The following is a 24,255-nucleotide window of genomic DNA, read 5'->3' on the forward strand; positions in this document are numbered from 1 at the left end:
AGACAGGCAGCCGCTTCGCCATCCGCGAGGGCGGTCGCACCGTCGGCGCAGGCGTCATCACCGAAATCGTCAAGTAAGGAAGCTGCGCATGGAGGGACGGTGAAAAAAATTCGGTTGTTTGCCGTCCCTTCCCATTTTTTCTTGAGCGCTGTCTACGGAGGCCAAGAGAGATAGGACATGGCTAAGCAGAGGATTCGCATCAAACTGAAAGCGTATGATCATCGCGTTCTGGATGCCTCGGTGCGTCAGATCGTCGATGCGGCTGAGCAGACCGGCGCTCAGGTTGTTGGGCCGGTGCCGCTGCCCACCACCATCGAAAAATTCACGGTCATGCGCTCGCCTTTCATCGACAAGGATAGCCGCGAGCAGTTCGAGATTCGCACGCACAAGCGGCTGATCGACGTGATCGATCCCGGCAGCAAGACGATTGAAAATCTCACGCGTCTCAATCTGCCGGCGGGCGTCGATATCGAGATCAAATTGTAAAAGCGTCAAAGGGAGCCTCCTGCTGATTAGACCTTTCATTGCTTCAGGTCAATTCATTGCTTCAGGTCAAAAGGCAGCGTTGGAGGAAACCCCGCCATTGATTTAAGGGATGATGAAGTTCGGGCGGTTTTGGCGAAGTCGATTTGCGCCTGGGTTGCACGCAGCGTTCGCCGATAACCGTAAAGCTGGCAGTCCCAGGAGGATGAGATGAGAGGAATTTTAGGAAAGAAGGTGGGGATGACGCAGCTCTTTGACAAGAGCGGCGCGGTCATTCCGGTTACGATCATCGAAGCAGGCCCTTGCTACGTCACTCAGGTCAAGACGGAGGAGACGGACGGCTACAACGCCGTGCAGCTCGGGTATGAGGTTGTGCCCGAACGCAAGCTGACAAAGGGGCAGCGCGGCCATCTGCAGAAGGCGGGCGCGCCGCTGCTGCGGCGTCTGCGCGAAATCCGCTACGACGAGACGCCTTCCCTGAACGTGGGCGATGTTGTCAAGGCCGACATTTTTGCGGAGGGCGACCTAGTCGACGTGACGGGCGTCTCCAAAGGTCGCGGCTTCGCCGGCGCCGTGAAGCGACACGGCTTTGCCGGCGGCCCCAAGACGCACGGCCAATCAGATCGCCATCGCGCCACCGGCTCGCGCGGCGCCGGCACTACGCCGGGGCACACGTTCCCGGGCACTCGCGCGCCAGGTCAATATGGCGCCGCCCGCACCACCGTGCAGAATCTCAAGGTGGCGTTGGTCGATCCCGAGCGCAACCTGATCGCAGTGCGCGGCGCAATTCCCGGCCCGCGCGGTTCACTGGTCATCGTGCGCGAATCGGTCAAGGCGTTGAAGAAGGCGAAGCGGGCCAAGTAGGGCGCGCCAGGAAGACGAAGGAGTAACAGACCATGCTTGTACCTGTAAGAGATATGAACGGGCGGCAGGTCGGCGAAGTCGAACTGAGCGACGCCGTCTTTGCAGCCCCGATCAACACTGCTGTGATGCATCAGGCGCTGATGCGCCAACTGGCGAACGCTCGCCTGGGCACGCACGACACCAAGACGCGCAGCGAAGTCTCCGGCGGCGGCCGCAAGCCGTGGCGTCAGAAGGGCACCGGTCGCGCGCGCCAGGGTTCGATCCGCGCGCCGCAGTGGGTGGGCGGCGGCACCGTCTTCGGCCCGACCCCGCGCAAATACACCAAGGCGCTGCCGAAGAAAATGCAGCGCATGGCGTTGCGCAGCGCACTGTCGGTGAAGGCGGCCGACGGCCAGATCGTCGTGATTGACCGGGTTGCAATCGATGCGCCGAAAACCAAGACCGCCGTTCAAATGTTGTCTGCGCTTGGCATCGAGAACCAGAAGGTGCTGCTCGTCACAAACGAGAAGAGCCTCCCGGTGTGGAAGAGCGTGCGCAATCTGCCGCAGGTGAAGCCCCTGCTGAGCGGTTATATCAACATTCGAGATTTACTCGGCTACGACGTGTTGCTTCTGACGCGGGATGCAGTGGATTTCATCGAGGCGTGGCTTGGCGCCGATGCGCCTGCGGCTGAAGAGGTGGAGGCGTAACCATGCATATTTACGAAGTGTTGAAGCGTCCGATCGTCACCGAGAAGACGATGATCGCCACCGACGAACAAAACAAGGTCACGTTCGAGGTGGACATGCGCGCCAATAAACTGCAGGTGAAAGAGGCGGTGGAGACTGCCTTCAACGTCGATGTGACCGACGTCCACATTCTGGTGATGCCGGCGAAGACCTCGCGACGCGGCAAGCGCATTCGCATTCGCCAGCCGAAGTGGAAGAAGGCTGTCGTCACCTTGGCGCCCGGCAACAGCATCCAGTTGTTCGAGGGCGTATAACGGGGGAGAGGATCGATGGCAATCAAGATTTATCGTCCGACATCGCCGGGGCGCCGAGGCATGAGCGTCTCGACGTTTGAAGAAATCACCAAAAGGGAGCCGGAGCGCTCACTGTTGGCGCCGCTGCGCAAGAAGTCTGGCCGCAACAACCGCGGGGTCATCACCGTGCGCCACCGCGGCGGCGGACACAAGCGCCGCTATCGCATCATCGACTTCCGCCGCGACAAGGTGGGCGTTCCCGCCCGCGTGGAAGCGATCGAATATGACCCGAACCGCAGCGCGCGCATCGCCCTGGTCGTGTACAACGACGGCGAGCGCCGCTACATCCTGGCGCCGCAGGGGCTAAACGTCGGCGACACAGTGATGTCCGGCCCAGGCGCCGACATTCGCCCCGGCAACGCGCTGCCGCTCCGCAACATTCCCTTGGGCACGGTGGTGCACAATATCGAGCTCTATCCGGGCCGCGGGGGGCAGCTGGTGCGCAGCGCAGGCCTGGGCGCCCAGGTGCTGGCCAAAGAAGGCAAGATGGCGCAAGTCCGCCTGCCCAGCGGCGAGGTGCGCTACATTCATATGGACTGCTTCGCCACCATCGGCGCGGTCTCGAATCCGGACCATGCCAATATCAATCTCGGCAAAGCAGGGCGCAAGCGCTGGTTGGGCATCCGCCCCACCACGCGCGGCGTGGCGATGGACCCGGGTTCACATCCGCACGGCGGCGGTGAGGGGCGTTCGCCGATCGGGATGAAAGCGCCCAAGACCCCTTGGGGCAAGCCTGCGCTGGGCAAAAAGACGCGGCGCAACAAGCGCACTGCGAAGTACATCGTGCGTCGCGGCGGCAAGGCATAAGGAGGGAGTGAAAGCATGTCACGTTCACTGAAAAAGGGACCTTTCGTCAGCCCGAAGCTGCTGAAACGCATTGAAGAGATGAACCGCAAGGGGGAGCGCAAGGTGATCAAGACCTGGTCGCGTGCGTCGACCATTTTCCCGCAATTTGTCGGGCACACCATTGCGGTGCACGACGGCAGACGTCACGTGCCGGTCTACATCTCGGAAAACATGGTGGGGCACAAACTGGGCGAATTTGCCCCCACGCGTTTCTTCCGCGGCCATGTGAAATCGGAGAAAAGCTCCAAGACGGGACGCCGTTAAGGGCGCCCGTCCATCCGGGTGAAATGGAGAACGCACGATGGAAATTGTCGCCAGAATGAAATACACCGGCATCAGCGCGCAGAAGACGCGGCTGGTGATCGACGAGATTCGAGGACGCAGAGCAGAGGAGGCATTGGCCATTCTTTCTTACATGCCTCAATCTGCGGCGCGGGTCGTCTCCAAGACGGTCAAGAGCGCGCTTGCCAATGCAGTCGAGAACTTCGGCTATGATGCGAAGGACATGGTGATCACGAAGATTTATGCGGACGACGCGCCGATCCGCAAGTGGCGGCGTTTCGGCGCCCGCGGGCGATTCAAGCCCTGGCAGCGTCGTTCATCGCACATTACGGTTGTTTTAGAGGAGCGCCCTGCCTGATGGGTGGCGCAGCGGTGAGGTGAGTAGTCAGTAAAGGAGAGGATCACTTGGGTCGCAAAGTTCATCCCATCGGGTTTCGCCTGGGAATCATCAAAGAACACAAGAGCCGCTGGTTCGCCACCGGCAAGCAGTACACCGATCAGGTGACCGAGGATCGGAAAATTCGTGCGCTGGTCTTCGACACCCTCAATAAAGAGGAGCGGGGCGGCCGCGAAAGTCGACAGGCCACCAAGAACAAGGCCGGCATCAGCAACATCGACATCGAGCGCCAACCGAACCAGGTGCACATCATCATCGACACGGCCCGCCCTGGCGTCATCATCGGGCGCAAGGGCGCCAGCGTCAACCAGTTGCGCCAGCAACTTCAGGATTTGACGCAGAAGAAGGTGAAGATCGATGTGCGCGAGATCGCCAAGCCCGAGCTGGACGCGCGCCTGGTCGCCGAAAGCATCGCCGAGCAGATTGAGCGTCGCGTGAGCTGGAAGCGCGCCATGAAACAGGCTGCGCAGAAGACGATACGCGCAGGCGCCCAGGGCGTCATGATCACGGTCTCCGGACGGTTGGGCGGCAGCGATATGGGGCGCGTCGACTCCCTGCGCGAGGGGCGCATCCCTCGCCACACCTTGCGCGCCGACATCGACTACGGCACGGCGGAGGCGAACACCACCTTCGGCGTGATCGGCGTCAAGGTCTGGATTTACCTGGGAGAAGTGATGCCCGGCCAGGAATATCACGCCAAATACCTGGCGACGGAAAGCTGAGACGGAGAAGCGACTATGTTGATGCCAAAACGTGTGAAGTATCGCAAGATGCAGCGCGGGCGTCTGAAGGGGAAAGCCTACCGCGGCAACACGGTGGCGTTTGGCTCCTACGGCCTGCAGGCGACCGAAGGCCATTACGTCACCAGCCGTCAGATTGAGGCGGCGCGCCGCGCCATCGTGCGCTATGTGCGTCGCGGCGGTAAAATCTGGATTCGCATTTTCCCCGACAAGCCGGTGACCAAGCGCGCGGCGGAAACGCGCATGGGCTCCGGCAAAGGCAGCGTCGATCACTGGGTGGCGCCAGTGCGACCGGGCCGGGTGATCCTGGAGATTGCGGGCGTGCGGGAGGATCAGGCGCGCGAGGCGTTCCGTCTGGCGGCGGCGAAACTGCCGATGAAGACTCAGTTCATCGCCCGTGAAGAGCACGGCGCTTGAGGAGGGATGCAATGAAAGCGTCTGAACTGCGAGCATTGAACAACGCCGAGCTGGCGCGCAAGCTGGACGATTACTATCAAGAGCTTTTCAACCTGCGCTTTCAGCGAGCAACAGGGAAGCTGGCGAACACGGCGCGCTTCGGGCAAGTGAAACGCGACATTGCCCGCATCAAAACGATTCTGCGCGAGCGCGAGCTGGCGGGTGAGTAAGGAGAAGGAAACATGCGTGCACAACGCCGAGCGCTGGTGGGGACGGTCACCAGCGACAAAATGGACAAGACCGTCGTCGTCACAGTCGAACGCGTCACCCGCCACCCACTGTATGGCAAGGTCATTCGTCGCAACAAGAAGTACAAAGCGCATGACGAAACCAACAGTTGCCAGGTGGGCGACGTGGTGCGCATCCGAGAATGCCGACCGATCAGCAAGGATAAACGCTTCTTTGTCGAAGAGATCCTGCAGCGGGCGGTGGTCGTGGATGAAGCCAACGTCTAATCGTCGAGGAGAAGCGCCATGATTCAGCAGGAAAGTCGGTTGAAAGTGGCCGACAACACCGGAGCGAAAGAGTTATTGACGATCCGCGTGAAGGGCGGCAGCACCCGGCGCTATGGCGGCGTCGGCGACATCATCGTCGCCACGGTGAAATCCGCCAGCCCGACCGGAAGCGTGAAAAAAGGGGATGTGGTGCGTGCGGTGATCGTGCGCACGACGCGGCCGATCCGACGGCCTGACGGCAGCTACATTCGCTTCGACGAAAACGCCGCCGTCATCATCGACGACAACAAGAATCCGCGTGGGACGCGTATTTTCGGCCCGGTGGCGCGCGAGCTGCGCGAAGGCGGATTCATGAAGATCGTCTCGCTGGCGCCAGAGGTGCTGTAAAGGAGGCCGGAGATGAAAGTTAAGATCGTGAAAGGCGACACCGTTGAGATTATCGCCGGAGACGACAAGGGCCACCGCGGCGAAGTGCAGCGCGTGATCCGCAAAAAGAACAAAGACGGCACCTATGACCCCAACCGGGTCTATGTGATTGTCGCCGGCGCCAATATGGTGACTCGCCATCAGCGCCCTACAGGTCGCGTGCGCACGCAGACCGGCCGCATCACGCGCGAGGCGCCGATCCACATCAGCAACGTGATGCTGGTCGGCAGCGACGATAAGCCCACGCGCGTCGGGTTCGAGGTGGCGAAGGATGGCAGCAAGGAGCGCATCGAACGCAGGACCGGCGCGCCGCTGCCCAAACCTAAGGCGTAAGGCAAACGGTTCTACAAAATATCGTTGATACATCGAGCCTGATCTTTCTTCGGTCCATATCCTGTGCATATGGCCGAGGTCTGCGGGCAAGGAGAAGGAATAATGAGTGAGCACAAACAGTCGAGACCGGCGCCCCGTTTGAAGGTGCGCTATCGTGAGGAGATCGTGCCGGCGCTGATGAAGGAATTCAACTATCGCAGCGTGATGCAGGCGCCGCGCATCGAAAAGGTCTCCGTCAACATCGGCCTGGGAGAGGCGCTGCAGAACAGCAAGGCGCTGGAAGCCGCCTCCAACGACCTGGCGACGATCACCGGTCAGAAGCCGGTCATCACGAGGGCCCGACGTTCGATCGCCGCCTTTAAGCTGCGCGAAGGGATGCCGATCGGCGTGAAGGTCACGCTGCGCGGCGATCGCATGTGGGATTTTCTCGATCGGTTGATCAACATCGTGCTGCCGCGCCAACGCGACTTTCAGGGCGTGTCTCCGGATTCCTTCGACGGACGCGGCAATTATAGCCTGGGGCTGCGCGAACAACTGGTCTTTCCGGAGATCGACTACGACAAGATCGACAAGATTCGTGGCATGGAAATCACGATTGTCACGACTGCCAAAACCGATGAAGAGGCGCGCCGGCTGTTGGCGCTGATGGATATGCCGTTCAAGCGATAAGAGGGGATTGCCGTGGCGAAAAAATCAATTGTGATTCGCGAGAGTCGCCGGAAATACGAAGTGCGCGTGCGCAATCGCTGCAAGATGTGTGGCCGCCCGCGTGGCTACATGCGTCGCTTCGGTCTGTGCCGCATCTGCTTCCGCAAGGAGGCGTTGGAAGGCAAACTGCCCGGCGTCGTCAAGTCGAGTTGGTGAGTCGAGTTGTAAAAAGAGCATATCTGACCAAAACGGACGCAGCCCTCTTGCAGGGCGTCCACCGTTTTTTCGAGTGCTCGGTTGCTAACTACAACTTCGTCGTTTGGTTTGAGGTTGCAAGAGTGACCTGAGGAGAAAATGAAATGGTGAATGATCCAATTGCTGACATGCTGACCAGAATTCGCAACGCCAGCATGGTCAAGCAAAAACAGGTTGTGATGCCGAGTTCCAAAATCAAGGTTGGCATCGCACAAATTTTAGCGCAAGAAGGTTTCATTGAGGGGTACACGGTGACGGACGAGAAGCCGCAGCCGAGGTTGATTGTGCGCCTCAAGTACACGCCCCAGGGACGCTCCGTCATTCGAGGGCTGGAGCGCGTGAGCCGCCCGGGGCGACGCTACTACGCCGGCTTCAAGGAGATCCCGTGGGTGCGCAGCGGTCTGGGGATCAACATTGTCTCTACGCCGAAGGGGCTGATGACGGGGCGCAGAGCGCGCCGTGAGCGCCTCGGCGGCGAGATCCTCTGCAACGTCTGGTAGGGGGTGGCTTATGTCTCGCATTGGAAAAATGCCCATTGCGCTGCCGCCGAAGGTGACGGTCAGCGTCGACAAAGGGAATCTGGTGACGGTCAGCGGCCCGAAGGGCACGTTGAAACAACAATTTGACCCCGACATGATCATCCAGGTGGAGAACGGTCATGTGAAGGTGTCGCGACCGAGCGACCAACGTCGGCACCGGGCGCAGCACGGGCTGACGCGCGCGCTGCTCGCCAATATGGTGCAGGGAGTGAGCGTCGGCTTTACGCGGCGCCTGGAGATCCGCGGGGTGGGATACCGCGCCGAAAAACGTGGGGCCAACCTGGTGCTTTCGGTCGGCAAGAGCCATCCGGTGGAATTTGCACCGCCTACGCCGGACGTCGTCTTTGAGGTCGATAAAGATGGTCGCGCGTTCACGATCAGCGGCATCGACAAGGCCGCCGTCGGCGAGCTCGCCGCCAAAATCCGCGGCGCCCGCCCGCCGGAGCCCTATCAGGGCAAAGGAATTCGCTACCAGGGCGAATATGTGCGGCAGAAGGCCGGCAAGACCGGCAAGACCGGCAAGAAATAGGAGCAAGCAACTATGGCGAGAGTAAATCGTGCAGCCGCCCGCCAGCGCCGTCACGCCCGCGTGCGCGTCAAGGTGCATGGAACGCCGGAGCGGCCGCGTCTGAATGTATTTCGGAGCTTGGATCATATCTATGCGCAGGTGATTGACGACGTCCACGGCGTGACGTTGGCTTCCGCCTCCACGGTCGATCGCGAGCTGCGCAGCCAGGTCGCCTCGCTTCCGAAGCTTGAGCAGGCGAAGCTGGTCGGCAAGACGGTGGCGGAGCGCGCCAAAGCCAAAGGCATCGACCGCGTGGTCTTCGATCGCGGCGGCTACCCGTATCACGGTCGCGTCAAGGCGCTGGCGGAGAGCAGCCGCGAAGCAGGGCTGGAATTCTAATTCGGCGGATGGCTGGGGAGAACAATGATGGCGAAAAGAGAACGAAAGAGCAAAGAGCGCGAAAAAGAGCGCGAAGAGCGCCGCGAGGAACTTGACGAGCGCGTGGTCCATCTCACCCGCACTGCCAAAGTCGTGAAGGGTGGACGTCGCTTCGCCTTCCGCGCCGTGGTCGTGGTGGGTGACCGGCAGGGGCGCGTCGGCGTCGGCATCGGCAAGGCGCGTGAAGTGCCCGACGCCATTCGCAAGGCGTCGGAGCGGGCCAAAAAAGAGATGGTGCGGGTGCCGCGGCTCGGCGGCACGATCCCGCATGAGGTGACGGTGAAGTTTGGCGCCGGCAAGGTGCTGCTGAAGCCGGCCAGCCCCGGCACCGGCGTGATCGCCGGCGGCGGCGTGCGCGCCGTGGTGGAGGCGGCGGGCATCAGCGACATTCTCAGCAAGTCGCTGGGCAGCGACAATATCCTCAACGTCGTTCAGGCCACCTTCAGCGCCTTGAAGGATCTGCAAGACTTCCGCGAGGAAGCCGCCTACCGGGGCGTCGAGCCCGCGCATCTGGCGCCTTTCTGGTACAAGGAGGAGCTGCATGGCTGAGCAGACGACGGCGAAAACGATGGAGAAAACGATCCGAATCAAGCTTGTGCGCAGCCCGATTGGATACACGGAAAGCCAAAAACGCACCGTCAAAGCGCTGGGCCTGCACAAACTGAACCAGATCGTGGAAAAGCCGGACAACGAAGCTGTGCGCGGCATGATCGAAACCGTCACCCATCTGGTGGAGATCGTTGAATAGCCGCTTGCAAATAGCACAATCAGTTTTTTGCAAAAGGAATCACCATGAAACTACATGACCTGCGTCCCGCTGAGGGTTCGACAAAAAAGCGCAAGCGAGTAGGTCGTGGCACTGGCTCCGGCAAAGGGAAGACCAGTGGTCGCGGCCAGAAAGGACAAAATGCCCGCTCCGGAGGCTCGGTGCGGCTCAATTTCGAGGGTGGACAGCTGCCGCTGACCAAGCGACTTCCCAAGCTGCGCGGCTTCAATAATCGCTTCAAGGTCATCTTTGTCCCGGTCAACCTCGACCAGCTCGATCGACTGTTCGAGGCGCAGGCTGAGGTCTCTCAAGAGACGCTCGCTCGCGTCGGGCTGTTGGGCAACGTCAACGACCCGGTGGTGGTGTTGGCGCGTGGAGAGGTGACAAAGCCTCTGACCGTCAGAGTGCAGCGCATCAGCGCGGCGGCGCGCCAAAAGATCGAGGCCGCTGGCGGCACGGTCGAAGTGTTGGGCTACGAAGTCAACAGACGTCTGCCGCGGTCGTGAGAGTGCATCGTTTAGACCATTGGCCCCTGGGCGCCTTCGGAGCCTTTCCGAAGGCGCATGTCAGGAACTAGAAAGGACCTCGCGCATGCTTGAAGCTGTACGCAATGCGTTCCGATTGCCAGACCTGCGCCAGAAGCTGTTGATTACGCTTGGCCTTCTCACCTTCTATCGGCTGGCCGCCAATATCCCCCTGCCCGGCGTCGATCATCAGGCGCTGGCGGTGATCTTTCAGCAAAGCGACAACATTCTGCTGAACTTTCTAAACTTTTTCAGCGGCGGCGGCCTCTCCCGCATGGGCGTCATGGCGTTAGGCGTTTACCCCTACATCACCGCCTCCATCATCTTGCAGCTCCTCATCCCAATCGTTCCTGCGCTGGAGGAGCTGAGCAAGGAAGGAGAATCGGGTAGGGCCAAGATTAATCAGTACACGCTGTGGCTGACGATTCCGCTTGCGCTGCTCCAGGCGATTGCCCAGGGCACATTGCTCAGCAGCGACGTCATCGCCGGCGGCGTCGCCGTGCTGCCGAACTGGGGCTTTTCCGCCAATGCCTGGTTCCCCACCGTGACCATGATCCTCGGCATGACGGCGGGGACGATGCTCGGCGTGTGGCTGGGCCAGCTGATCACAGAGCAGGGCATCGGCAACGGCGTGTCGTTGATCATCTTCGCCGGCATTCTTTCCAGCGTTCCCTTCCAGGTGCGGCTCCTGTCGCAGAACTGGGTGCTGCTGATCGTCTTCTTGATTGTCACCGTCGCAACGATCATCTTGATCGTCTGGGTGCAGGAGGGGCAGCGACGCATTCCGGTGCAATACGGCAAACGGGTGCGCACCATGCGCGGCAACCGCATGATGATGGTGGGTGGACAGAGCACCTACATTCCGCTGCGCGTCAACACGGCCGGCATGATCCCGCTGATCTTCGCTCAGAGCCTGTTGATCCTTCCAAGCACGATCGCCAGTTATTTTGTGGCTCGGCCCGACTGGATCGGCGCCATCGCCAACTCGATCTTCCAGTTCTTCAGCCCGACGAACGTCTTTTACTGGATTTTCTATTTCCTGTTGACGGCGGCCTTTACGTACTTCTACACGGACGTCATGTTCCGCCAGCAAAACTTGCCGGAGACGCTGCAAAAACAGGGCGGCTTTATCCCTGGCATTCGTCCCGGCCCGCGCACCGAGCAATATTTGAACGGCGTGCTTTCGCGGATCACGCTCGTCGGCGCTGTGTTTTTGGGCTTTATGGCGGTCTTGCCCTACATCGTCGGCTCGTTGGCGGACGCCATCATCGGGGGCGGCACCGGCGTGTTGACGAACTACAACTCGCTGATCATCAGCAGCTCCGGCATGCTGATCGTCGTCGGTGTGGTGCTGGACACGATGAAGCAGATCGAGGCGCAGTTGATGATGCGCAACTACGAGGGATTCATTCGCTAACCGGGTTTCACGCACGCAAGAGACCGTTCGGAAATGTCAGGCGCAGTGGAGATCGGGCCTCGATCCCACCTGCGCCATCCGCCTTCCTCCGACGGCGAAGGGAGATCAGCGATGAGCGAAGAGCGCACCTATATTGTTTTGCTGGGCGTCCCGGGCGCAGGCAAGGGTACGCAAGCAAAATTGTTGGAGCAGTCGCTTGGACTGCCGCAGATTTCGACAGGCGATATTTTTCGCTACAACCTGAAGCATGAGACCGAACTGGGCAGGTTGGCCAGGAGCTACATGGACCGTGGCGATTTGGTGCCCGATGCGGTCACGATTCGCATGGTGGAAGAGCGGCTTCAGCAACCTGATTGCGCCAGGGGCGCTATCCTGGACGGCTTTCCGCGCAACCTGGCGCAGGCCGAAGCCCTGGACAGAATGACTGCCCCCTACGGCGGCGTGAAAGTGGCGCCGCTCATTCATGTAGACGACGAAGAGACGCTCCGTCGCATCACCGGACGGCGAACCTGCCGCACCTGCGGCGCCGTCTATCATATCCTGTACAATCCGCCGAGAGTGACGGGCGTCTGCGATGTCGATGGCGGCGAGCTCTATCAGCGCGAGGACGATACAGAAGAGACGGTGCGCAATCGTCTGTACGTCTACTATAAGCAGACGGCGCCGTTGATCGGGTACTACTTCGCCAAGGGACTCCTGCGCGAGATCGATGGAACGCAGTCGATCGAGGAAGTGCATGCTGCGCTCCTCGCCGTCATCCGAGAGGCGCAGCAGCGAGCGAGTGCGCCGGCTTATGAACAGAACAGCTAAACGATGATGAACATGTTTCGGCGACAACAACAGGCGCGGACCGTGCGACGACCGGCGTCGTCCGCACAGCGGCCGCAGCCGCAGCTCAAAAGCCCGCGCGAGATTCAAATCATGCGCGAGGCCGGGCGCATCGTGGCGCGCGTCCATGCGGTGCTGCGTGAAGCCATTCGCCCTGGCGTCAGCACCTGGGAGCTGGATCAGCTCGCCGCCGAAACCATGAGCAAGTACAACGCCGCATCTTGCTTTCTGGGCTATCGGGGGTTCCCTGCGCACATCTGCACAAGCATCAACGAAGAGCTGGTGCACGGCATCCCTAGCAAAGATCGCATTCTCAAAGCAGGCGACATCATCAGCATCGACGTCGGCGTGCGCTACCGGGGCTTCATCGGCGACAGCGCATGGACCTATGCCGTGGGCGAGATCAGCCCCGAGGCGCGGGCGCTGATGCGCGTCACGGAGGAAAGCCTCTATCAAGGCATTGCACAAGCGCACCCTGGCCGACGGGTCGTGGACATCAGTCGCGCGGTGCAACGCCATGTGGAGGCGCACGGCTTTCACGTCGTGCGCGAATACACCGGCCACGGCGTCGGTCGTCAGATGCACGAAGCGCCGCAGGTGCTCAACTATGAAAGCCAGGACCCCGATGGCCAGATTGTCTTGCAGCCGGGCCTGGTGATTGCCATTGAGCCGATGGTGCAAATCGGCACGTGGCAAACGCGCACGCTCAAAGACAACTGGACGGTGATCAGCAAAGATCACAGTTTGACCGCCCATTTTGAGCACACAGTTGCAATAACAAATAATGGGCCTGAAATTTTGACTCTACCCTAAGCTTATGGTAGATTGGCAAAGTTGTGCCCTGCGCTGCAAGGCTGTCTTTGCGGTGCAGCAGGCGGTTCAGTCAGATATGCTCACTCAGATACGCGTAGTGTGCGCCGATGGGTGCGATGCGCATCGGATGTGATTTTTCGTTTGCGAAGGCCATACTGCGGTGCAAGATTGCGGTGCGATAGCAGGGGTGAATCATGAAAGTTCGACCATCTGTCAAAAGGATCTGTGAAAATTGCAAAATTGTGCGCCGGCGCGGCGTGCTCTACGTGATCTGTAAGAATCCGAAGCACAAGCAGCGTCAGGGCTAGGAATCGCGCAGCGAAGGAGAGCAACTGTCATGGCACGTATTGCTGGTGTAGATATTCCGCGTGACAAGCGGGTGGTCATCTCACTGACCTACATTTACGGGATCGGCAAGCCGACCAGTCAGAAAATTCTGGCGGCGACCGGCATCGACGAAAACAAGCGCGTGAAGGACCTCGATGAAGCGGAGTTGACGCGGCTGCGCGAGTACATCGACCGCAACTACGTGGTGGAGGGCGACCTTCGCCGCGAGGTCAACATGAACATCAAGCGGCTGATTGAAATCGGCTGCTATCGGGGAATTCGGCATCGCCGCAACTTGCCCACGCGCGGTCAGCGCACCCGCACCAATGCACGCACGCGGCGCGGCGCGCGCAAGACCGTCGCCGGCAAGAAGAAGGCGCCGCGCAAGTAATCAGGGTTGCTCCTGGGGAGACGCCAGGAGTCAGAGGGACATTGCACGGATTTACATTTTGTACTTTGTAGGGAGACACAGCAATGGCTCGACCTCAACGTGCGCGTCGCGATCGGCGAACCGCGCGCAAGGAGAAGAAGAACGTACCGGTCGGACAGGTGCATATCCATGCATCGTTCAACAATACGATCGTGACGGTGACGGATTTGCAGGGCAACACCCTCTGTTGGGCGAGCAGCGGCAGCGCCGGCTTCAAAGGAAGCCGCAAGTCAACGCCCTTCGCCGGTCAGTTGGCTGCCCAGAGCGCCGCGCAGACCGCTCGCTCCGACTTCAACATGCGTGAAGTGGACGTCTTCGTGAAAGGCCCAGGCCCCGCCCGCGAAAGTTCGATTCGCTCGGTGCAGGCCGCAGGGCTGATCGTTCGCTCGATCACCGACGTCACGCCGATCCCCCACAACGGATGTCGGCCGCCAAAGAAGCGTCGCGTCTAGCGCCGTGTGGGTGTGAATCGGAAGGGGAGCATCCGGTCAAAACAGGTGGCGCAGCAAGTGCGCCATCTGTTTTGACTCATTTCGACCGATCGGTGCGGAACAAGGCGGCGGGCGACAGCGGCCCGCCGGAAGAGATAGAAAAAGAAATAAAAAGCGTGCGAGCAAGCAGGAGGAGCGGCGCAAGAGCCGCTGAGCAATTATTGCGGAGGAAAAATGGCTCGATATACTGATGCAGTTTGTAAACTGTGCCGGCGTGAAGGACAAAAACTCTTCTTGAAGGGAGAGCGCTGCCTGTCCCCAAAGTGCGCAATTGAGCGCCGCGGTTTCCCGCCTGGCATGCATGGCAAAAAACAGACGTTCCGGCGCAAGATGTCGGATTACGGTCTGCAGTTGCGCGAGAAGCAGAAGGCGCGTCGCATTTACGGCGTGTTGGAGCGGCAGTTCCGACGGTATTTTGAAGAGGCCAACCGCGTCACCGGCATGACGGGCGTCAACCTGCTGGCGATGCTGGAACAGCGGCTGGACAACGTCGTCTATCGGCTTGGCTTCGCCGACAGCCGCGCCCAGGCGCGACAACTGGTGCGCCACGGCCATTTTGAGGTCAACGGCCGCAAAACCGACATTCCTTCGTTCCAGGTGCGCGTTGGAGACGTCATCGCCGTGCGGGAGACGGCGCGCAGCAAGAGCTATTTCAAGGACCGTCTCCAGATTATGCAGGACGCAAGACTGAGCGTGCCCGCCTGGCTGCGGCTTGATCTGGCCGGCATGCGCGGAGAGGTGGTCGGAACGCCGACGCGCGAGGATATTGAAATTCCGCTGAATGAGCAGCTGATCGTTGAGTACTACAGCCGCTAAAAAACAGTGGAGCGATTCAGGCTTTGGTGAAACTTGCCCTCACCAAAGAGAAAAAGATGTGTAAGCTTATTGAGAGCTTCAGGGAGGGATGCCCTTGTTAAACATGGTTTTACCCAAAATTGAAGTTGAGGCAAGCTCCCAGAATTACGGTCACTTTGTCATCAGTCCACTGGAAAGCGGCTATGGCATCACGCTGGGGAATGCATTGCGTCGCGTTCTGCTGTCGAGCTTGCCTGGCGCAGCCGTCACCTCGATTCGCGTCAGCGGAATTCATCATGAGTTTTCGCCCATCCCGCATGTGCGCGAAGACATGACGCGATTGATTTTGAACGTGAAACAGATTCGCTTCCGCTCTCACACGGATGAGCCGGTGCGCATTCACGTGGAAGTGTCGAGCGAAGGACCCGTGACGGCCGGCGACTTGAATTGCCCGCCGGAAATTGAGGTCGTCAACCCGGATCAATATCTGCTGACGGCGGACTCAAATGAAGTTGACCTCGACATTGAGATGATCGTCTCTAAGGGGCGCGGCTACAGCCCGGCTGAAGAACGAGGTCGACTGCCGCTCGGCGAGGTTCCGGTCGACGCCATCTACAGCCCTGTGCGCAAGGCCGCCTATCGGGTCGAGCGCACGCGCATCGGTCAACAGACCGACTATGACAAGCTGCATCTGGAAATTTGGACGGATGGTTCAATTTCGCCGGAAAAAGCGTTGCGCGACGCCGCTCATCTGTTGATTCAACATTTCACGCTGCTGGCGGGAACCGAAGTGACCGTCGTCGAAAGACAAGAGGAGAGCGCTGAAGGAATCCCCATGCGCGTCTTCGAGGCGCCGATCGAAGAGCTCGAGTTGACGGTGCGGGCGTACAACTGTTTGAAGCGCGCCGGCATCACGAAGGTCGGTGAAATTCTCAAGCGCATGGAAAAGGGCGAGGACGAAATGCTCGCCATCCGCAACTTCGGAAAGAAGTCGCTGGACGAGCTGGTCGAAAAGCTGCGCGAGAAGGGCTACCTGAACGTGCCCGGCGTCGACCTCAGCGCCTACACCAGCGGGGTCTATAAGCCGCTCGCTGTGGACGAAGAGACCGAAGCATAAAGAAGAGGAGTTTGAAGGATGCGTCATCGAGTTTTTGGACGCCGATTGGGACGGAACTCGGCGCAACGCAAGGCGCTGTTCCGCAATCTCGTGCGCGAGCTCTATTTGCACGAACGCATCGTCACCACCGAAGCCAAAGCGCGCGCTGTGCGCGGCGACGCCGAACGGCTGATCACCAAGGCGAAACGAGGCCTTGCAGGCGAAAGCAACCGCGTCCATGCGCAACGTCAGGTGGTGGCCTACCTGAACGATAAAACCGTCGCCAAAAAGGTGTTCGACGTCTTCGCCCCGCGCTACGCCGAACGCAACGGCGGGTATACGCGCATCATCAAGTTGGGCAAACGCCAGGGCGACGCCGCAGACATGGTGATTCTGGAGCTGGTGGATCGTCCGGCGGCCTGAGCGTGGCTGAAGGAGGCGCTGCCTTGTGACGCCGCCGCTGCGCACCGTCTGCGCACTTGTGGCTTATGACGGAACCGACTTCTACGGGTTTCAGTCTCAGGCCGATGTTCCGACAGTGCAGGACGCGCTGGAGCAGGCGCTCGACCGGTTCTGTCATCGAGAGGGCCGCATCGTCGGCGCCGGTCGCACCGATCGCGGCGTGCACGCCAGCGGGCAGGTGATTCGAGCTTGCGTGCGGTGGAAGCATGCGATGGCCGATCTCGAGCGAGCCTGGAACGCTCACCTGCCGCCCACGATCGCAGTGCGCCGTGTGCGTGAAGCGCCGGAAGGGTTTCATCCACGCTTCGACGCCATCAGCCGCATGTATCGATATTTCGTCTGGTGGCAACTGGCCCCGAAGGGGTTCCCGCCGCTGCGACGATCGCCGTTGACCGACCGGTTTGCTTTGTTGGAGACCCGTCCTCTCGACGTGGCGGCCATGAATCGGGCGGCGTCTTATTTTCTCGGCGTGCACGATTTCGCCACCTTCGGGCAGGCGCCGCAGGAAGGCGAGGGCACGGAGCGATGCGTGACGGCGGCTTTCTGGCGCGTTGAAGCGCCGGAGGCGTCGTTGCCCGCTCCTGATTCGGGACGGCGGCTGGTGTTCACCATCGTCGCCAATGCCTTTCTGCGACAGATGGTGCGCACGATTGTGGGAACCCTGCTGGCCGTAGGGAGAGGCGAGCTTCCTCCTGAAGCGGTGAAGCGGATGCTCGGCGCCAGGGACCGCAGCGAGGCGGCGCCGCCCGCTCCACCGCAAGGGCTGATTCTGGAAAGGGTCGTCTACCCGTCGACGCTGGACAGGTGGGTTCACGCAGACATAGAAAGTAAGTTGCTTCGCAACGAGAAGATCGAGTGATTGATAGGGGAGCAGGGACGTGAAAACGCTTACGCCAAGTAAAGATGAGGCTTTGGAAAGCCGTGAATGGTATGTCGTAGACGCCACCGGCAAAACGTTGGGACGGTTGGCTTCGGAGGTTGCGAAGATTTTGCGCGGCAAACATAAGCCGACCTTTTCGCCTAATCTCGACAACGGCGACTTCGTGATCGTGACGAACTGTGAGCGCATCGTTGTCACAGGCAAGAAGCTCGACACGGTGCGCTATTATCGCCACTCGCGCTACCCTGGCGGGCTGAAGAGCCGCACCATGCGCGAGATGATGAACCGTTTCCCGGAGCGCGTCATTTACGAGGCTGTGCGCGGGATGATGCCGAAGAACAAGCTGGGACGCGCCCAAATGAAGAAGTTGCGCATCTACACCGGCGACCAGCATCCCCACGGCGCGCAACAGCCGAAAGTGTTGGAACTTTGAGAGAGGATTGAAGGACGGAGAGTCTCATGGCTGAGTATGTAGAAGCTGTCGGGCGTCGCAAAGAAGCCACCGCGCGCGTGCGCCTGTATCCGGGCACCGGTGAGATCGTCGTCAACGACAAGCCGGTCGATGTTTACTTTGGACGCGCGTTGGATCAGATGATCCTGCGCCAACCGCTCGTGCTCACCGGCACAGAGTCCTCGTACAACATCAGCGTCAAAGTGCGCGGCGGCGGGGAGAGCGGACAGGCGGCGGCCGTGCGTCTGGGCATTGCACGCGCCTTGTGCGAGCGGGACCCCAATCTGCGCCCTCCCTTGAAGGCGGCTGGGTTCCTGACTCGCGATGCGCGCGAAAAGGAGCGCAAGAAGCCCGGTCTCAAGCGTGCGCGCAAGGCGCCCCAGTACACCAAACGCTAAAACCTTCGGGCTGCGTTTTCTCTTTGGTTTGCAAAGAACACAGGCAAACGGAGCAACGCCCATTGCTCTGTTTGCCTGCTTTGCATTGTTGATTCGATCCAGAAATCTCAGGCGCAAATGGCTGCGACCATCAAGACCGGCGTCCTTTGCATCTCCACCTATGACGAACAAGCTGTGCAGGCTGTGCGTCGCCTTTTGCATGCACGCCTGCGCGGGGTCGTGATATGGGCGGATCGCCACATCGCAGGGCAGCGTTACTGGGTCGAAGAGTTGCTGCGGCGTTGGTGTGATGAGGAGGAGATGGACCTGATTCTCACCATCGGCGGCACTGCGCCGGCGCCTGGCCCGAGCGCTCTGGAGATCACCCCGGAGGCGACGTCTGCTGTGCTCGAACGCCCGCTGCCCGGCTTGCCCGAGGCGATGCGCTCCGCCATGGGCAAGAAAACGCCGCTTGCCTTTCTAGACCGCAGCGTGGCCGGCGTTCGTGGGCGCACAGTGATTCTCAATCTCCCGGCCGGCGCACATGCGGCTTCGCTGGCGCTCGAGGCGGTGGTGGACCTTCTCGGCGCAGCGCTCGCTTATGTGCGACAAGAGCCTGTCTCCCTGACGTTGGAAGAGGCGCTGGCTTCCCTTTCCTCCTCGGACGACGGCGAAGAGGATGAGCCGATGCAGCCGCCTTCGACTCCCTCCCCCACTGCAGGCGCAGGCAAACGCTCCGGCCGTTCCCTCGATCCTGAGGAGTTCGCCGAATTCCTGCGCCGACGCTCTCAAGAGCGATGACGGCTGCGCGGCTCAAGCGGTTCTGTCTTGTTTAAATCACCGCCAGCGCTTTGCGCCGCTCCTCGATGGCGGCGAGCAGATCCACGAAGGAGTCGGCGAACTTCTTGACGCCGTCCACCTCCAACTCCGCCGTGACTTCTTCCATCGAAACGCCTAGTTCGGCCAGCTCTGCGAACACGTTGCGCGCGCCGTCTAGGTCATCGCGCACGGTGAGCGCAACTTTGCCATGGTCCTTGAACGCCTCCAGCGTCTGGGGCGGCATCGTGTTGACGGTGTGCGGGCCGATCAGCGGCTCCACGTAGATCAGGTCCGGGTAAGCCGGATTCTTGGTGCTGGTGCTGGCCCACAGGGGGCGTTGCACGTGCGCGCCGGCGGCGGCCAGTCGCTCCCACGCCGGGCCGACGAAGGTCTGCTCGAATTGCGCGTACGCCAGTTTTGCATTGGCGACCGCCGCTTTGCCCTGCAAGGCTTTGCAGCGCGCCGCTTTTTCCGGAAATTGCGAGGCGATGCGCTCGAGACGGGCGTCGATGTTGACGTCCACGCGACTGACGAAGAAGCTCGCCACCGAGGCGATCGCATCCACGGGCAGGCCGGCCTCGAGTCGATCGGTCAATCCCTGGATGTAAGCGGCCATGACCTCGGCGTAGCGCTCCAGACTGAAGATCAACGTCACATTGATATTGACGCCGTCCGCGATCAACTGTCGAATCGCCGGGATGCCCGCTTTCGTGGCCGGCACTTTGATCATCAGATTGGGCCGTGCAACGGCAGCGTGCAAACGTCGCGCCTCGGCGATGGTGGCCTCGGTGTCATAGGCCAGATCGGGGGCGACCTCCAGGCTCACGAAGCCATCCCGCCCCTGGTGAGCCTCGTACACCGGGCGCAGCACGTCGGCGGCGGCCTGGATGTCGGCGATCGCCAACGTCTCGAAGATGCTTTTGGCGTCGGCGCCGGTGGTCGCCAGCCGCTGCAGGTCCTCCTGATAGGCCGCGCTTTTGACGATCGCCTGCTGGAAAATAGTGGGATTGGAGGTGACGCCGCGCACACCTTCGTCGACCAGCGCCTTGAGCTTGCCGTCCTGAATCATGCCCCGCTCGATATAATCAAGCCAGATGCTCTGCCCAAGTTGATATAGCTGCTGGATACGGTTCATGGTTGCTCCTTTTCTGTCTCATTCCGTTGCAACGGCTGTCGATGGGCGGCGAAGGGACTGCCCGCCTTTCTCTGCCGTTCACTTTGGACTTTTGGCCTTATCTTTGACAAATCGTATCACACCGTGTACTATGTTTTTTGTAGCGACGGTTACTGCCGTCTTGCAACAGTATACTCATAATGGCTTCGGCTGGAAAGTAAATCAAAAATTGATGCTTCAGTCCAGAACAATTATAGAGTGTGCTCAAACAAAGAGAATCCAGGTTGTTAGTTGAGGAGAAGCGAAACAATGGCAAAACCTATCGTGGTGACCGACGCCACCTTTGAAGAGCTGGTTGTCAAAGCCGAAAAACCTGTGCTGGTCGACTTCTGGGCGGAATGGTGTGGCCCCTGCAAAATGATCGCTCCGGTGCTCGAGGAGCTTGCCGATGAGATGGGAGATCAGTTGACGATCGGCAAGCTGGACGTAGACGAAAATCAAAATACGGCATTCGCCTTCGGCGTGATGAGCATTCCGACCCTGTTGCTCTTCAAAAATGGTGAACTGGTCGAGCGCATCGTCGGCTATCAGCCGAAACCTGCGCTGAAAAGCCGCCTGCAAAAACACTTGAACTGAGCAGCGCAAGTGAGCGACGAATCGTTTCCAGGCAAGGGTGTGGTCATCCGATCACACCCTTTATAATTTTTCTCTTTGCGCTATTCAGGCTTGTGCGGTCTGGGACTGAGGGTCAGACGGACAGAACGGCGTGCCAAGGATAGCCCAATAACATTCATTGAAAGTGAAATAGGAGGCGAATGAATATGGGCAAGCTCGAAGGTTGGGCTTTTCTTTCTCTCATGGGATGCCTTATTGTTCTGACGCTGTCATTGACGCTGTTGTCTGGCGTCTGGGCAAGTGTGGCAAGTGTGGTCGCAGTGATTCTGGGGATTCTATCTGGAGGATTATATGGAGCGTCGGTCAGGCGTGAGAAATGATCGCGGTAACCGTCTGCAAATGAATTACGCCACCCTCGCCGCGCCTTTTGCATCAACGGCTGCGATGCTTGCGTAGAACGCGTTCAAGCGGCCATAGCCCCATCAGCACAAAGGCGTCGAGCAGAATCAAGAAGACGAGGGCCCCGATAGTGACTTCAAAGAAAGGCCCCATCCATGCCAGCAGCATTTTCATCGGCTCCAGCGGCAATCCCACCCCGATATAGATCAGCGCCACCAAAGCGGTGTAGAGCAAGGCGGGCCTGAGGGGCTCGCGGTCGCTGCTGCTGGGGAGCATGGTGTTGCCGATGGTGAACAGGATGTACGCCCAGAGCAACCCATCGGCCGTGCGCAGGCTGGCGAAAAAAGCCATTGCCGCTCGCCACAGATGGCCCGTCGCCAGCGCTTCCAACAGCGCAGGGGTGGCGAACACTCGCCATCCGATCCAGGCGATTGCGAGATTGCCCACCAACAACGGCGCCATGCCCACCAGGCTTTCCCGCCAGACGTCGGCGCGTTGCATGCTGACGCTGCCCAGGCCAAGATGGTCCCCTTGTTTGCGAGGCCAGATGCGAAACTTGCTGACGCGCAGCCCGAGTGCGCGCGCCGCCAGCCAGTGCGCCGCTTCATGTAAAACGACGCCGGGCAAGAGCAACAGAAAAATAATCACGCCTGCCAGGTCGCCCCAGCCGGTCAGATAGAAGGTGACGCCCTGCACGCGCAGGCTGACCTGTTGGCTCAGCCAGGAAAGTGTCAGAAGGCCGCCCAGCAATACGGCCAGGAGCATCAGGGTGTGCAGCTCTTGTGCGTCCAAGATGCGCTCGCTTTGCGTGGTCAGGGCGTTCGAGGCTCCAGATTGTAGGTGAGACTTTCAAACAACCAGCAGCCGTTCTGGCGGACGAGCGTCCAGCGATCTCCGCCGGGGGCGATCTCGGCGCCGATGCGCGTGGTGGCGGTGACGACGGCGCGATCGCCGGCGATCTCCACTTCCATGTCCGATGGAGTGATATTCGTCGGCGCGCCGGGGAAAACGACGCGCACATAGCGATGACGGATCGCATCGACGCCGCGCCAATGCTGGTCATCCTCAGGTTGGTCGGGCGTATGTCTGGCGTCGGCGACATAGCCGTCTTCGCTCCACAGCGCCATCAGGGCGTCGATCTCTTGCGCAACGACCAGCTGTCCTTCTGCGGCGATCATGACGCGTATCACTGTGGCGTCATCGGTACTGCTGGGCAGATTCAGACTGCACGAACCGTCCGTGGATGACGCCGGCGCGCTGCATCCAGAGAGCGTCAGACTTGCATAAAAAAATAAAAGGATGCGTCTCCAGAGGGTCATGCTCTCACCAGATGGCCAGTCAGCCCATGGATGCGCGCGTCAGTTCCATCGGTTTCCCCGCCCTGCTGAAGAAGTGACGCACGAAGGCTGCATGCATGTCGAGCGTCTCTTCGAGCGTTCCATAGCGCCATGACGTCAACTTAAACAGCACGATGCCGTCGGCCTGGTGGCGCCGGGCGTTGGGGAAAAGATAGAAGTAATAGACCACATGCTCGATCGGCTCGTCCGAGTCGGGGGGCTGTTTTTTGCCGTGCAGCCACAACCCGTAAATCTCGCCGCCCTCCTCCAGCGGCGCAGCGTGTGAACCGAGGCTGTATTGCCAGCCGTCGGCGTCGTAGCAAATATCCGGGGCGTGAAAAGGCTGGGAGCTGCGACCGCCCACCAGGCTCAGCCAGATGTAGCGGCCGGCGTCATCGGTGTAAAGGCGTTGGACGTACTGTTCCGGGTCGAGCAAGATCAGCACCTCCTGGTTGGTCTCCGGCATATCCACGCCACGCCATGCGCCGACGGCCGCCGGCACATTGTTCAGGTCGTGGTCGAGGTCGAAGTGGGCTTTGGCGACGACGGCTCGCTCGCGCGGCGTGCGCTGCCAGAAGTCCAGGTCGGTGATGTAGACGAACTCACCGTCGGCGTCCAGAGGTTGCGACGATTGCCACAGGCCGCCGAGTTCCGGTAGATAGACGAACGCTGCACCGATGACGAGCAACGTCAACAAGCCTGTCGTGATGAGTGTCGAACGTCCTGGCATGAATCAGATGACCTCTGGCCGCAGAGAACCGAAACGGAGCGCACGCGTGAGCGGCAGCGTCAGCGCTACCATGGCGAGAAAGAAGAGAACGCCGGAGTAGTCGTGATAGAAGGTGAAGCCGGCCTCCGCGCCCCAGGCGCGGGCAACGAAGAGCAACGCCGCCACGCGCAGAATGTTGCCGAGCAGCGCCAGAGGAAGGGCCAGCGCCGTCAGCAAGAGGCGCGCGCCGACCGAACCCTCCAGCAGGTAGGCGACCAGCGTCAACAGCGCAACCAGGCTGATCAGCGAGTTGACGCCGCTGCATTGCGCGCCGATCACCAGCTCTGCATTGGGCAGCGTGACGGCGTTGCCCGTGATGGTGACGTCCAGGCCCAGGAATTGCACGAGGGCGCCGGAACAGTAGCCGGTGAAAAGCGCCAATGGCAACGTGATGCGATCCAGGACGGGCAGGGGCACCATCAAAGCGAGGTAGCCGATGGGAAAGGCCAGTCGGCGCAGAGCTGCTGCGCCCGCAAGCGTCCACACCGCGCCCGCCAGCATGCCGATCATGGCGAAGGCGGCCAGATAGTAGGCGCGTTGCTGCAGCGCGTACAGATAGAACGCCAGCGTCGCTCCCAGCAAGAGCAGACCGGCTCCCTCGCGGTTGGCAAATCTCAAACGCAGTTGCGGGTCGTTGCGAACGCGTTGAATGGCGAGAAACAACGCCACGGGCGCAATCAGAAGCCCGTGGCTGTAATACTCGTTCGACATCCACTCAAACCAGAGCCACTGCCACACCGGCCACGTGATGAGTGCATACCCGATCATTGCCGCGACCGGCAACCAGAGCTCTCGGAGATCGAATCGCTGCATGCGCACCTATCTGGGAACGAGGAGAGGAGAGGGAAAGCCGG

General features: G+C 60.4%; 41 protein-coding genes. 36 read left to right on the forward strand and 5 right to left on the reverse strand.

The genetic code is table 11. The features are described from left to right. The 35 genes from Q0367_RS01570 to Q0367_RS01740 form a co-directional block, all read left to right on the forward strand. A partial coding sequence (locus tag Q0367_RS01570) for a hypothetical protein (protein WP_298980716.1) occupies positions 1 to 77 on the forward strand: 77 nt, incomplete at its 5' end. Positions 78 to 177: 100 nt separating this feature from the next. Beyond that, positions 178 to 486 carry a 30S ribosomal protein S10 gene (rpsJ, locus tag Q0367_RS01575; protein WP_297640211.1) on the forward strand — a complete coding sequence of 103 codons (309 nt, stop codon included), beginning with the start codon at positions 178 to 180 and terminating at the stop codon, positions 484 to 486. Positions 487 to 693: 207 nt separating this feature from the next. Next, complete coding sequence (rplC, locus tag Q0367_RS01580; protein WP_297640210.1) at positions 694 to 1,347, forward strand: 50S ribosomal protein L3; 654 nt, start codon at positions 694 to 696, stop codon at positions 1,345 to 1,347. Positions 1,348 to 1,379: 32 nt separating this feature from the next. Further along, positions 1,380 to 2,036, forward strand: a complete 657-nt coding sequence (gene rplD, locus Q0367_RS01585; protein ID WP_297640209.1) for a 50S ribosomal protein L4 — start codon at positions 1,380 to 1,382, stop codon at positions 2,034 to 2,036. A 2-nt stretch (positions 2,037 to 2,038) separates the two neighbouring features. Continuing rightward, complete coding sequence (gene rplW, locus Q0367_RS01590; protein WP_297640208.1) at positions 2,039 to 2,329, forward strand: 50S ribosomal protein L23; 291 nt, start codon at positions 2,039 to 2,041, stop codon at positions 2,327 to 2,329. Positions 2,330 to 2,344: 15 nt separating this feature from the next. Continuing rightward, positions 2,345 to 3,175: a 50S ribosomal protein L2 gene (gene rplB / locus Q0367_RS01595; RefSeq protein ID WP_297640207.1), complete on the forward strand. Its 831-nt coding sequence runs from the start codon at positions 2,345 to 2,347 to the stop codon at positions 3,173 to 3,175. A 15-nt stretch (positions 3,176 to 3,190) separates the two neighbouring features. Further along, positions 3,191 to 3,478: a 30S ribosomal protein S19 gene (rpsS, locus tag Q0367_RS01600; RefSeq protein WP_297640206.1), complete on the forward strand. Its 288-nt coding sequence runs from the start codon at positions 3,191 to 3,193 to the stop codon at positions 3,476 to 3,478. A 37-nt stretch (positions 3,479 to 3,515) separates the two neighbouring features. Continuing rightward, complete coding sequence (gene rplV / locus Q0367_RS01605) at positions 3,516 to 3,854, forward strand: 50S ribosomal protein L22 (protein WP_297640205.1); 339 nt, start codon at positions 3,516 to 3,518, stop codon at positions 3,852 to 3,854. 47 nt (positions 3,855 to 3,901) lie between these two features. Next, positions 3,902 to 4,615, forward strand: coding sequence for a 30S ribosomal protein S3 (gene rpsC, locus Q0367_RS01610; protein ID WP_297640204.1), 714 nt, complete (start codon positions 3,902 to 3,904; stop codon positions 4,613 to 4,615). A gap of 15 nt (positions 4,616 to 4,630) precedes the next feature. After that, complete coding sequence (gene rplP, locus Q0367_RS01615) at positions 4,631 to 5,050, forward strand: 50S ribosomal protein L16 (protein WP_297640203.1); 420 nt, start codon at positions 4,631 to 4,633, stop codon at positions 5,048 to 5,050. Positions 5,051 to 5,061: 11 nt separating this feature from the next. Continuing rightward, positions 5,062 to 5,259 carry a 50S ribosomal protein L29 gene (rpmC, locus tag Q0367_RS01620; RefSeq protein WP_297640202.1) on the forward strand — a complete coding sequence of 66 codons (198 nt, stop codon included), beginning with the start codon at positions 5,062 to 5,064 and terminating at the stop codon, positions 5,257 to 5,259. A 12-nt stretch (positions 5,260 to 5,271) separates the two neighbouring features. Then, positions 5,272 to 5,544 carry a 30S ribosomal protein S17 gene (rpsQ, locus tag Q0367_RS01625; protein WP_297640201.1) on the forward strand — a complete coding sequence of 91 codons (273 nt, stop codon included), beginning with the start codon at positions 5,272 to 5,274 and terminating at the stop codon, positions 5,542 to 5,544. A gap of 18 nt (positions 5,545 to 5,562) precedes the next feature. Next, positions 5,563 to 5,931, forward strand: coding sequence for a 50S ribosomal protein L14 (gene rplN, locus Q0367_RS01630; RefSeq protein ID WP_297640200.1), 369 nt, complete (start codon positions 5,563 to 5,565; stop codon positions 5,929 to 5,931). A 12-nt stretch (positions 5,932 to 5,943) separates the two neighbouring features. Then, a complete protein-coding gene (gene rplX / locus Q0367_RS01635; RefSeq protein ID WP_297640199.1) occupies positions 5,944 to 6,303 on the forward strand; it encodes a 50S ribosomal protein L24 in 360 nt (119 codons plus the stop codon). A 102-nt stretch (positions 6,304 to 6,405) separates the two neighbouring features. Continuing rightward, complete coding sequence (gene rplE / locus Q0367_RS01640) at positions 6,406 to 6,972, forward strand: 50S ribosomal protein L5 (protein ID WP_297640198.1); 567 nt, start codon at positions 6,406 to 6,408, stop codon at positions 6,970 to 6,972. A gap of 12 nt (positions 6,973 to 6,984) precedes the next feature. After that, positions 6,985 to 7,167, forward strand: a complete 183-nt coding sequence (locus Q0367_RS01645) for a type Z 30S ribosomal protein S14 (protein ID WP_297640197.1) — start codon at positions 6,985 to 6,987, stop codon at positions 7,165 to 7,167. Positions 7,168 to 7,310: 143 nt separating this feature from the next. Further along, positions 7,311 to 7,706, forward strand: coding sequence for a 30S ribosomal protein S8 (gene rpsH / locus Q0367_RS01650; RefSeq protein ID WP_297640196.1), 396 nt, complete (start codon positions 7,311 to 7,313; stop codon positions 7,704 to 7,706). A gap of 10 nt (positions 7,707 to 7,716) precedes the next feature. After that, positions 7,717 to 8,274 (forward strand): 50S ribosomal protein L6, encoded by a 558-nt coding sequence (gene rplF / locus Q0367_RS01655; RefSeq protein ID WP_297640195.1) that lies wholly within the window; start codon positions 7,717 to 7,719, stop codon positions 8,272 to 8,274. 12 nt (positions 8,275 to 8,286) lie between these two features. Further along, positions 8,287 to 8,652, forward strand: coding sequence for a 50S ribosomal protein L18 (gene rplR, locus Q0367_RS01660; protein ID WP_297640194.1), 366 nt, complete (start codon positions 8,287 to 8,289; stop codon positions 8,650 to 8,652). 27 nt (positions 8,653 to 8,679) lie between these two features. Continuing rightward, complete coding sequence (rpsE, locus tag Q0367_RS01665; protein ID WP_297640234.1) at positions 8,680 to 9,240, forward strand: 30S ribosomal protein S5; 561 nt, start codon at positions 8,680 to 8,682, stop codon at positions 9,238 to 9,240. Positions 9,241 to 9,259: 19 nt separating this feature from the next. Continuing rightward, complete coding sequence (gene rpmD, locus Q0367_RS01670) at positions 9,260 to 9,439, forward strand: 50S ribosomal protein L30 (RefSeq protein ID WP_297640233.1); 180 nt, start codon at positions 9,260 to 9,262, stop codon at positions 9,437 to 9,439. Between the two features lie 44 nt (positions 9,440 to 9,483). Beyond that, positions 9,484 to 9,963 (forward strand): 50S ribosomal protein L15, encoded by a 480-nt coding sequence (gene rplO / locus Q0367_RS01675; protein WP_297640193.1) that lies wholly within the window; start codon positions 9,484 to 9,486, stop codon positions 9,961 to 9,963. An 85-nt stretch (positions 9,964 to 10,048) separates the two neighbouring features. Continuing rightward, positions 10,049 to 11,398, forward strand: a complete 1,350-nt coding sequence (gene secY / locus Q0367_RS01680) for a preprotein translocase subunit SecY (RefSeq protein WP_297640192.1) — start codon at positions 10,049 to 10,051, stop codon at positions 11,396 to 11,398. Between the two features lie 111 nt (positions 11,399 to 11,509). Further along, positions 11,510 to 12,208, forward strand: a complete 699-nt coding sequence (locus Q0367_RS01685; RefSeq protein ID WP_297640191.1) for an adenylate kinase — start codon at positions 11,510 to 11,512, stop codon at positions 12,206 to 12,208. A 12-nt stretch (positions 12,209 to 12,220) separates the two neighbouring features. Then, the gene (gene map, locus Q0367_RS01690) at positions 12,221 to 13,039 is read left to right on the forward strand and encodes a type I methionyl aminopeptidase (protein ID WP_297640190.1); all 819 of its coding nucleotides are present in this window, start codon (positions 12,221 to 12,223) and stop codon (positions 13,037 to 13,039) included. 194 nt (positions 13,040 to 13,233) lie between these two features. Continuing rightward, complete coding sequence (gene rpmJ, locus Q0367_RS01695; RefSeq protein WP_297640189.1) at positions 13,234 to 13,347, forward strand: 50S ribosomal protein L36; 114 nt, start codon at positions 13,234 to 13,236, stop codon at positions 13,345 to 13,347. Between the two features lie 29 nt (positions 13,348 to 13,376). Continuing rightward, positions 13,377 to 13,757, forward strand: a complete 381-nt coding sequence (gene rpsM / locus Q0367_RS01700; protein WP_297640188.1) for a 30S ribosomal protein S13 — start codon at positions 13,377 to 13,379, stop codon at positions 13,755 to 13,757. Positions 13,758 to 13,840: 83 nt separating this feature from the next. After that, positions 13,841 to 14,248: a 30S ribosomal protein S11 gene (gene rpsK, locus Q0367_RS01705; protein WP_297640187.1), complete on the forward strand. Its 408-nt coding sequence runs from the start codon at positions 13,841 to 13,843 to the stop codon at positions 14,246 to 14,248. A gap of 213 nt (positions 14,249 to 14,461) precedes the next feature. Continuing rightward, positions 14,462 to 15,103 carry a 30S ribosomal protein S4 gene (gene rpsD / locus Q0367_RS01710; protein WP_297640186.1) on the forward strand — a complete coding sequence of 214 codons (642 nt, stop codon included), beginning with the start codon at positions 14,462 to 14,464 and terminating at the stop codon, positions 15,101 to 15,103. Positions 15,104 to 15,206: 103 nt separating this feature from the next. Further along, positions 15,207 to 16,199: a DNA-directed RNA polymerase subunit alpha gene (locus Q0367_RS01715; RefSeq protein ID WP_297640185.1), complete on the forward strand. Its 993-nt coding sequence runs from the start codon at positions 15,207 to 15,209 to the stop codon at positions 16,197 to 16,199. Between the two features lie 18 nt (positions 16,200 to 16,217). Next, complete coding sequence (rplQ, locus tag Q0367_RS01720; RefSeq protein WP_297640184.1) at positions 16,218 to 16,601, forward strand: 50S ribosomal protein L17; 384 nt, start codon at positions 16,218 to 16,220, stop codon at positions 16,599 to 16,601. Between the two features lie 25 nt (positions 16,602 to 16,626). Next, the gene (gene truA, locus Q0367_RS01725; protein WP_298980708.1) at positions 16,627 to 17,499 is read left to right on the forward strand and encodes a tRNA pseudouridine(38-40) synthase TruA; all 873 of its coding nucleotides are present in this window, start codon (positions 16,627 to 16,629) and stop codon (positions 17,497 to 17,499) included. Between the two features lie 52 nt (positions 17,500 to 17,551). After that, positions 17,552 to 17,953: a 50S ribosomal protein L13 gene (gene rplM / locus Q0367_RS01730; protein WP_297640182.1), complete on the forward strand. Its 402-nt coding sequence runs from the start codon at positions 17,552 to 17,554 to the stop codon at positions 17,951 to 17,953. A 26-nt stretch (positions 17,954 to 17,979) separates the two neighbouring features. Further along, the gene (gene rpsI, locus Q0367_RS01735) at positions 17,980 to 18,369 is read left to right on the forward strand and encodes a 30S ribosomal protein S9 (RefSeq protein WP_297640181.1); all 390 of its coding nucleotides are present in this window, start codon (positions 17,980 to 17,982) and stop codon (positions 18,367 to 18,369) included. Positions 18,370 to 18,486: 117 nt separating this feature from the next. Next, the gene (locus Q0367_RS01740; protein ID WP_297640180.1) at positions 18,487 to 19,149 is read left to right on the forward strand and encodes a molybdopterin-binding protein; all 663 of its coding nucleotides are present in this window, start codon (positions 18,487 to 18,489) and stop codon (positions 19,147 to 19,149) included. Positions 19,150 to 19,180: 31 nt separating this feature from the next. Here the strand turns inward: Q0367_RS01740 and tal are convergent, their stop codons facing one another. Beyond that, positions 19,181 to 20,302, reverse strand: coding sequence for a transaldolase (gene tal / locus Q0367_RS01745; RefSeq protein WP_297640179.1), 1,122 nt, complete (start codon positions 20,300 to 20,302; stop codon positions 19,181 to 19,183). 288 nt (positions 20,303 to 20,590) lie between these two features. Here tal and trxA point away from each other — a divergent pair, with 288 nt between their 5' ends. Beyond that, positions 20,591 to 20,917, forward strand: coding sequence for a thioredoxin (gene trxA / locus Q0367_RS01750; RefSeq protein WP_297640178.1), 327 nt, complete (start codon positions 20,591 to 20,593; stop codon positions 20,915 to 20,917). 411 nt (positions 20,918 to 21,328) lie between these two features. Here trxA and Q0367_RS01755 read toward each other — a convergent pair whose 3' ends face one another. From Q0367_RS01755 to Q0367_RS01770, 4 genes are all read right to left on the reverse strand, one after another. Further along, a complete protein-coding gene (locus Q0367_RS01755) occupies positions 21,329 to 22,087 on the reverse strand; it encodes a hypothetical protein (RefSeq protein ID WP_297640177.1) in 759 nt (252 codons plus the stop codon). Between the two features lie 20 nt (positions 22,088 to 22,107). Further along, positions 22,108 to 22,473, reverse strand: coding sequence for a nuclear transport factor 2 family protein (locus tag Q0367_RS01760; protein WP_297640176.1), 366 nt, complete (start codon positions 22,471 to 22,473; stop codon positions 22,108 to 22,110). 160 nt (positions 22,474 to 22,633) lie between these two features. Beyond that, positions 22,634 to 23,362 carry an exosortase-associated EpsI family protein gene (locus Q0367_RS01765; RefSeq protein WP_298980712.1) on the reverse strand — a complete coding sequence of 243 codons (729 nt, stop codon included), beginning with the start codon at positions 23,360 to 23,362 and terminating at the stop codon, positions 22,634 to 22,636. 3 nt (positions 23,363 to 23,365) lie between these two features. Further along, on the reverse strand, positions 23,366 to 24,214 hold the full coding sequence (locus tag Q0367_RS01770) for an exosortase/archaeosortase family protein (protein WP_298980713.1): 849 nt from the start codon (positions 24,212 to 24,214) through the stop codon (positions 23,366 to 23,368). Between the last annotated feature and the right edge of the window lie 41 nt (positions 24,215 to 24,255).

The sequence above is a fragment of the uncultured Caldilinea sp. genome (assembly GCF_937128415.1).
In the GTDB taxonomy this organism is placed as follows: Bacteria; Chloroflexota; Anaerolineae; order Caldilineales; family Caldilineaceae; genus Caldilinea.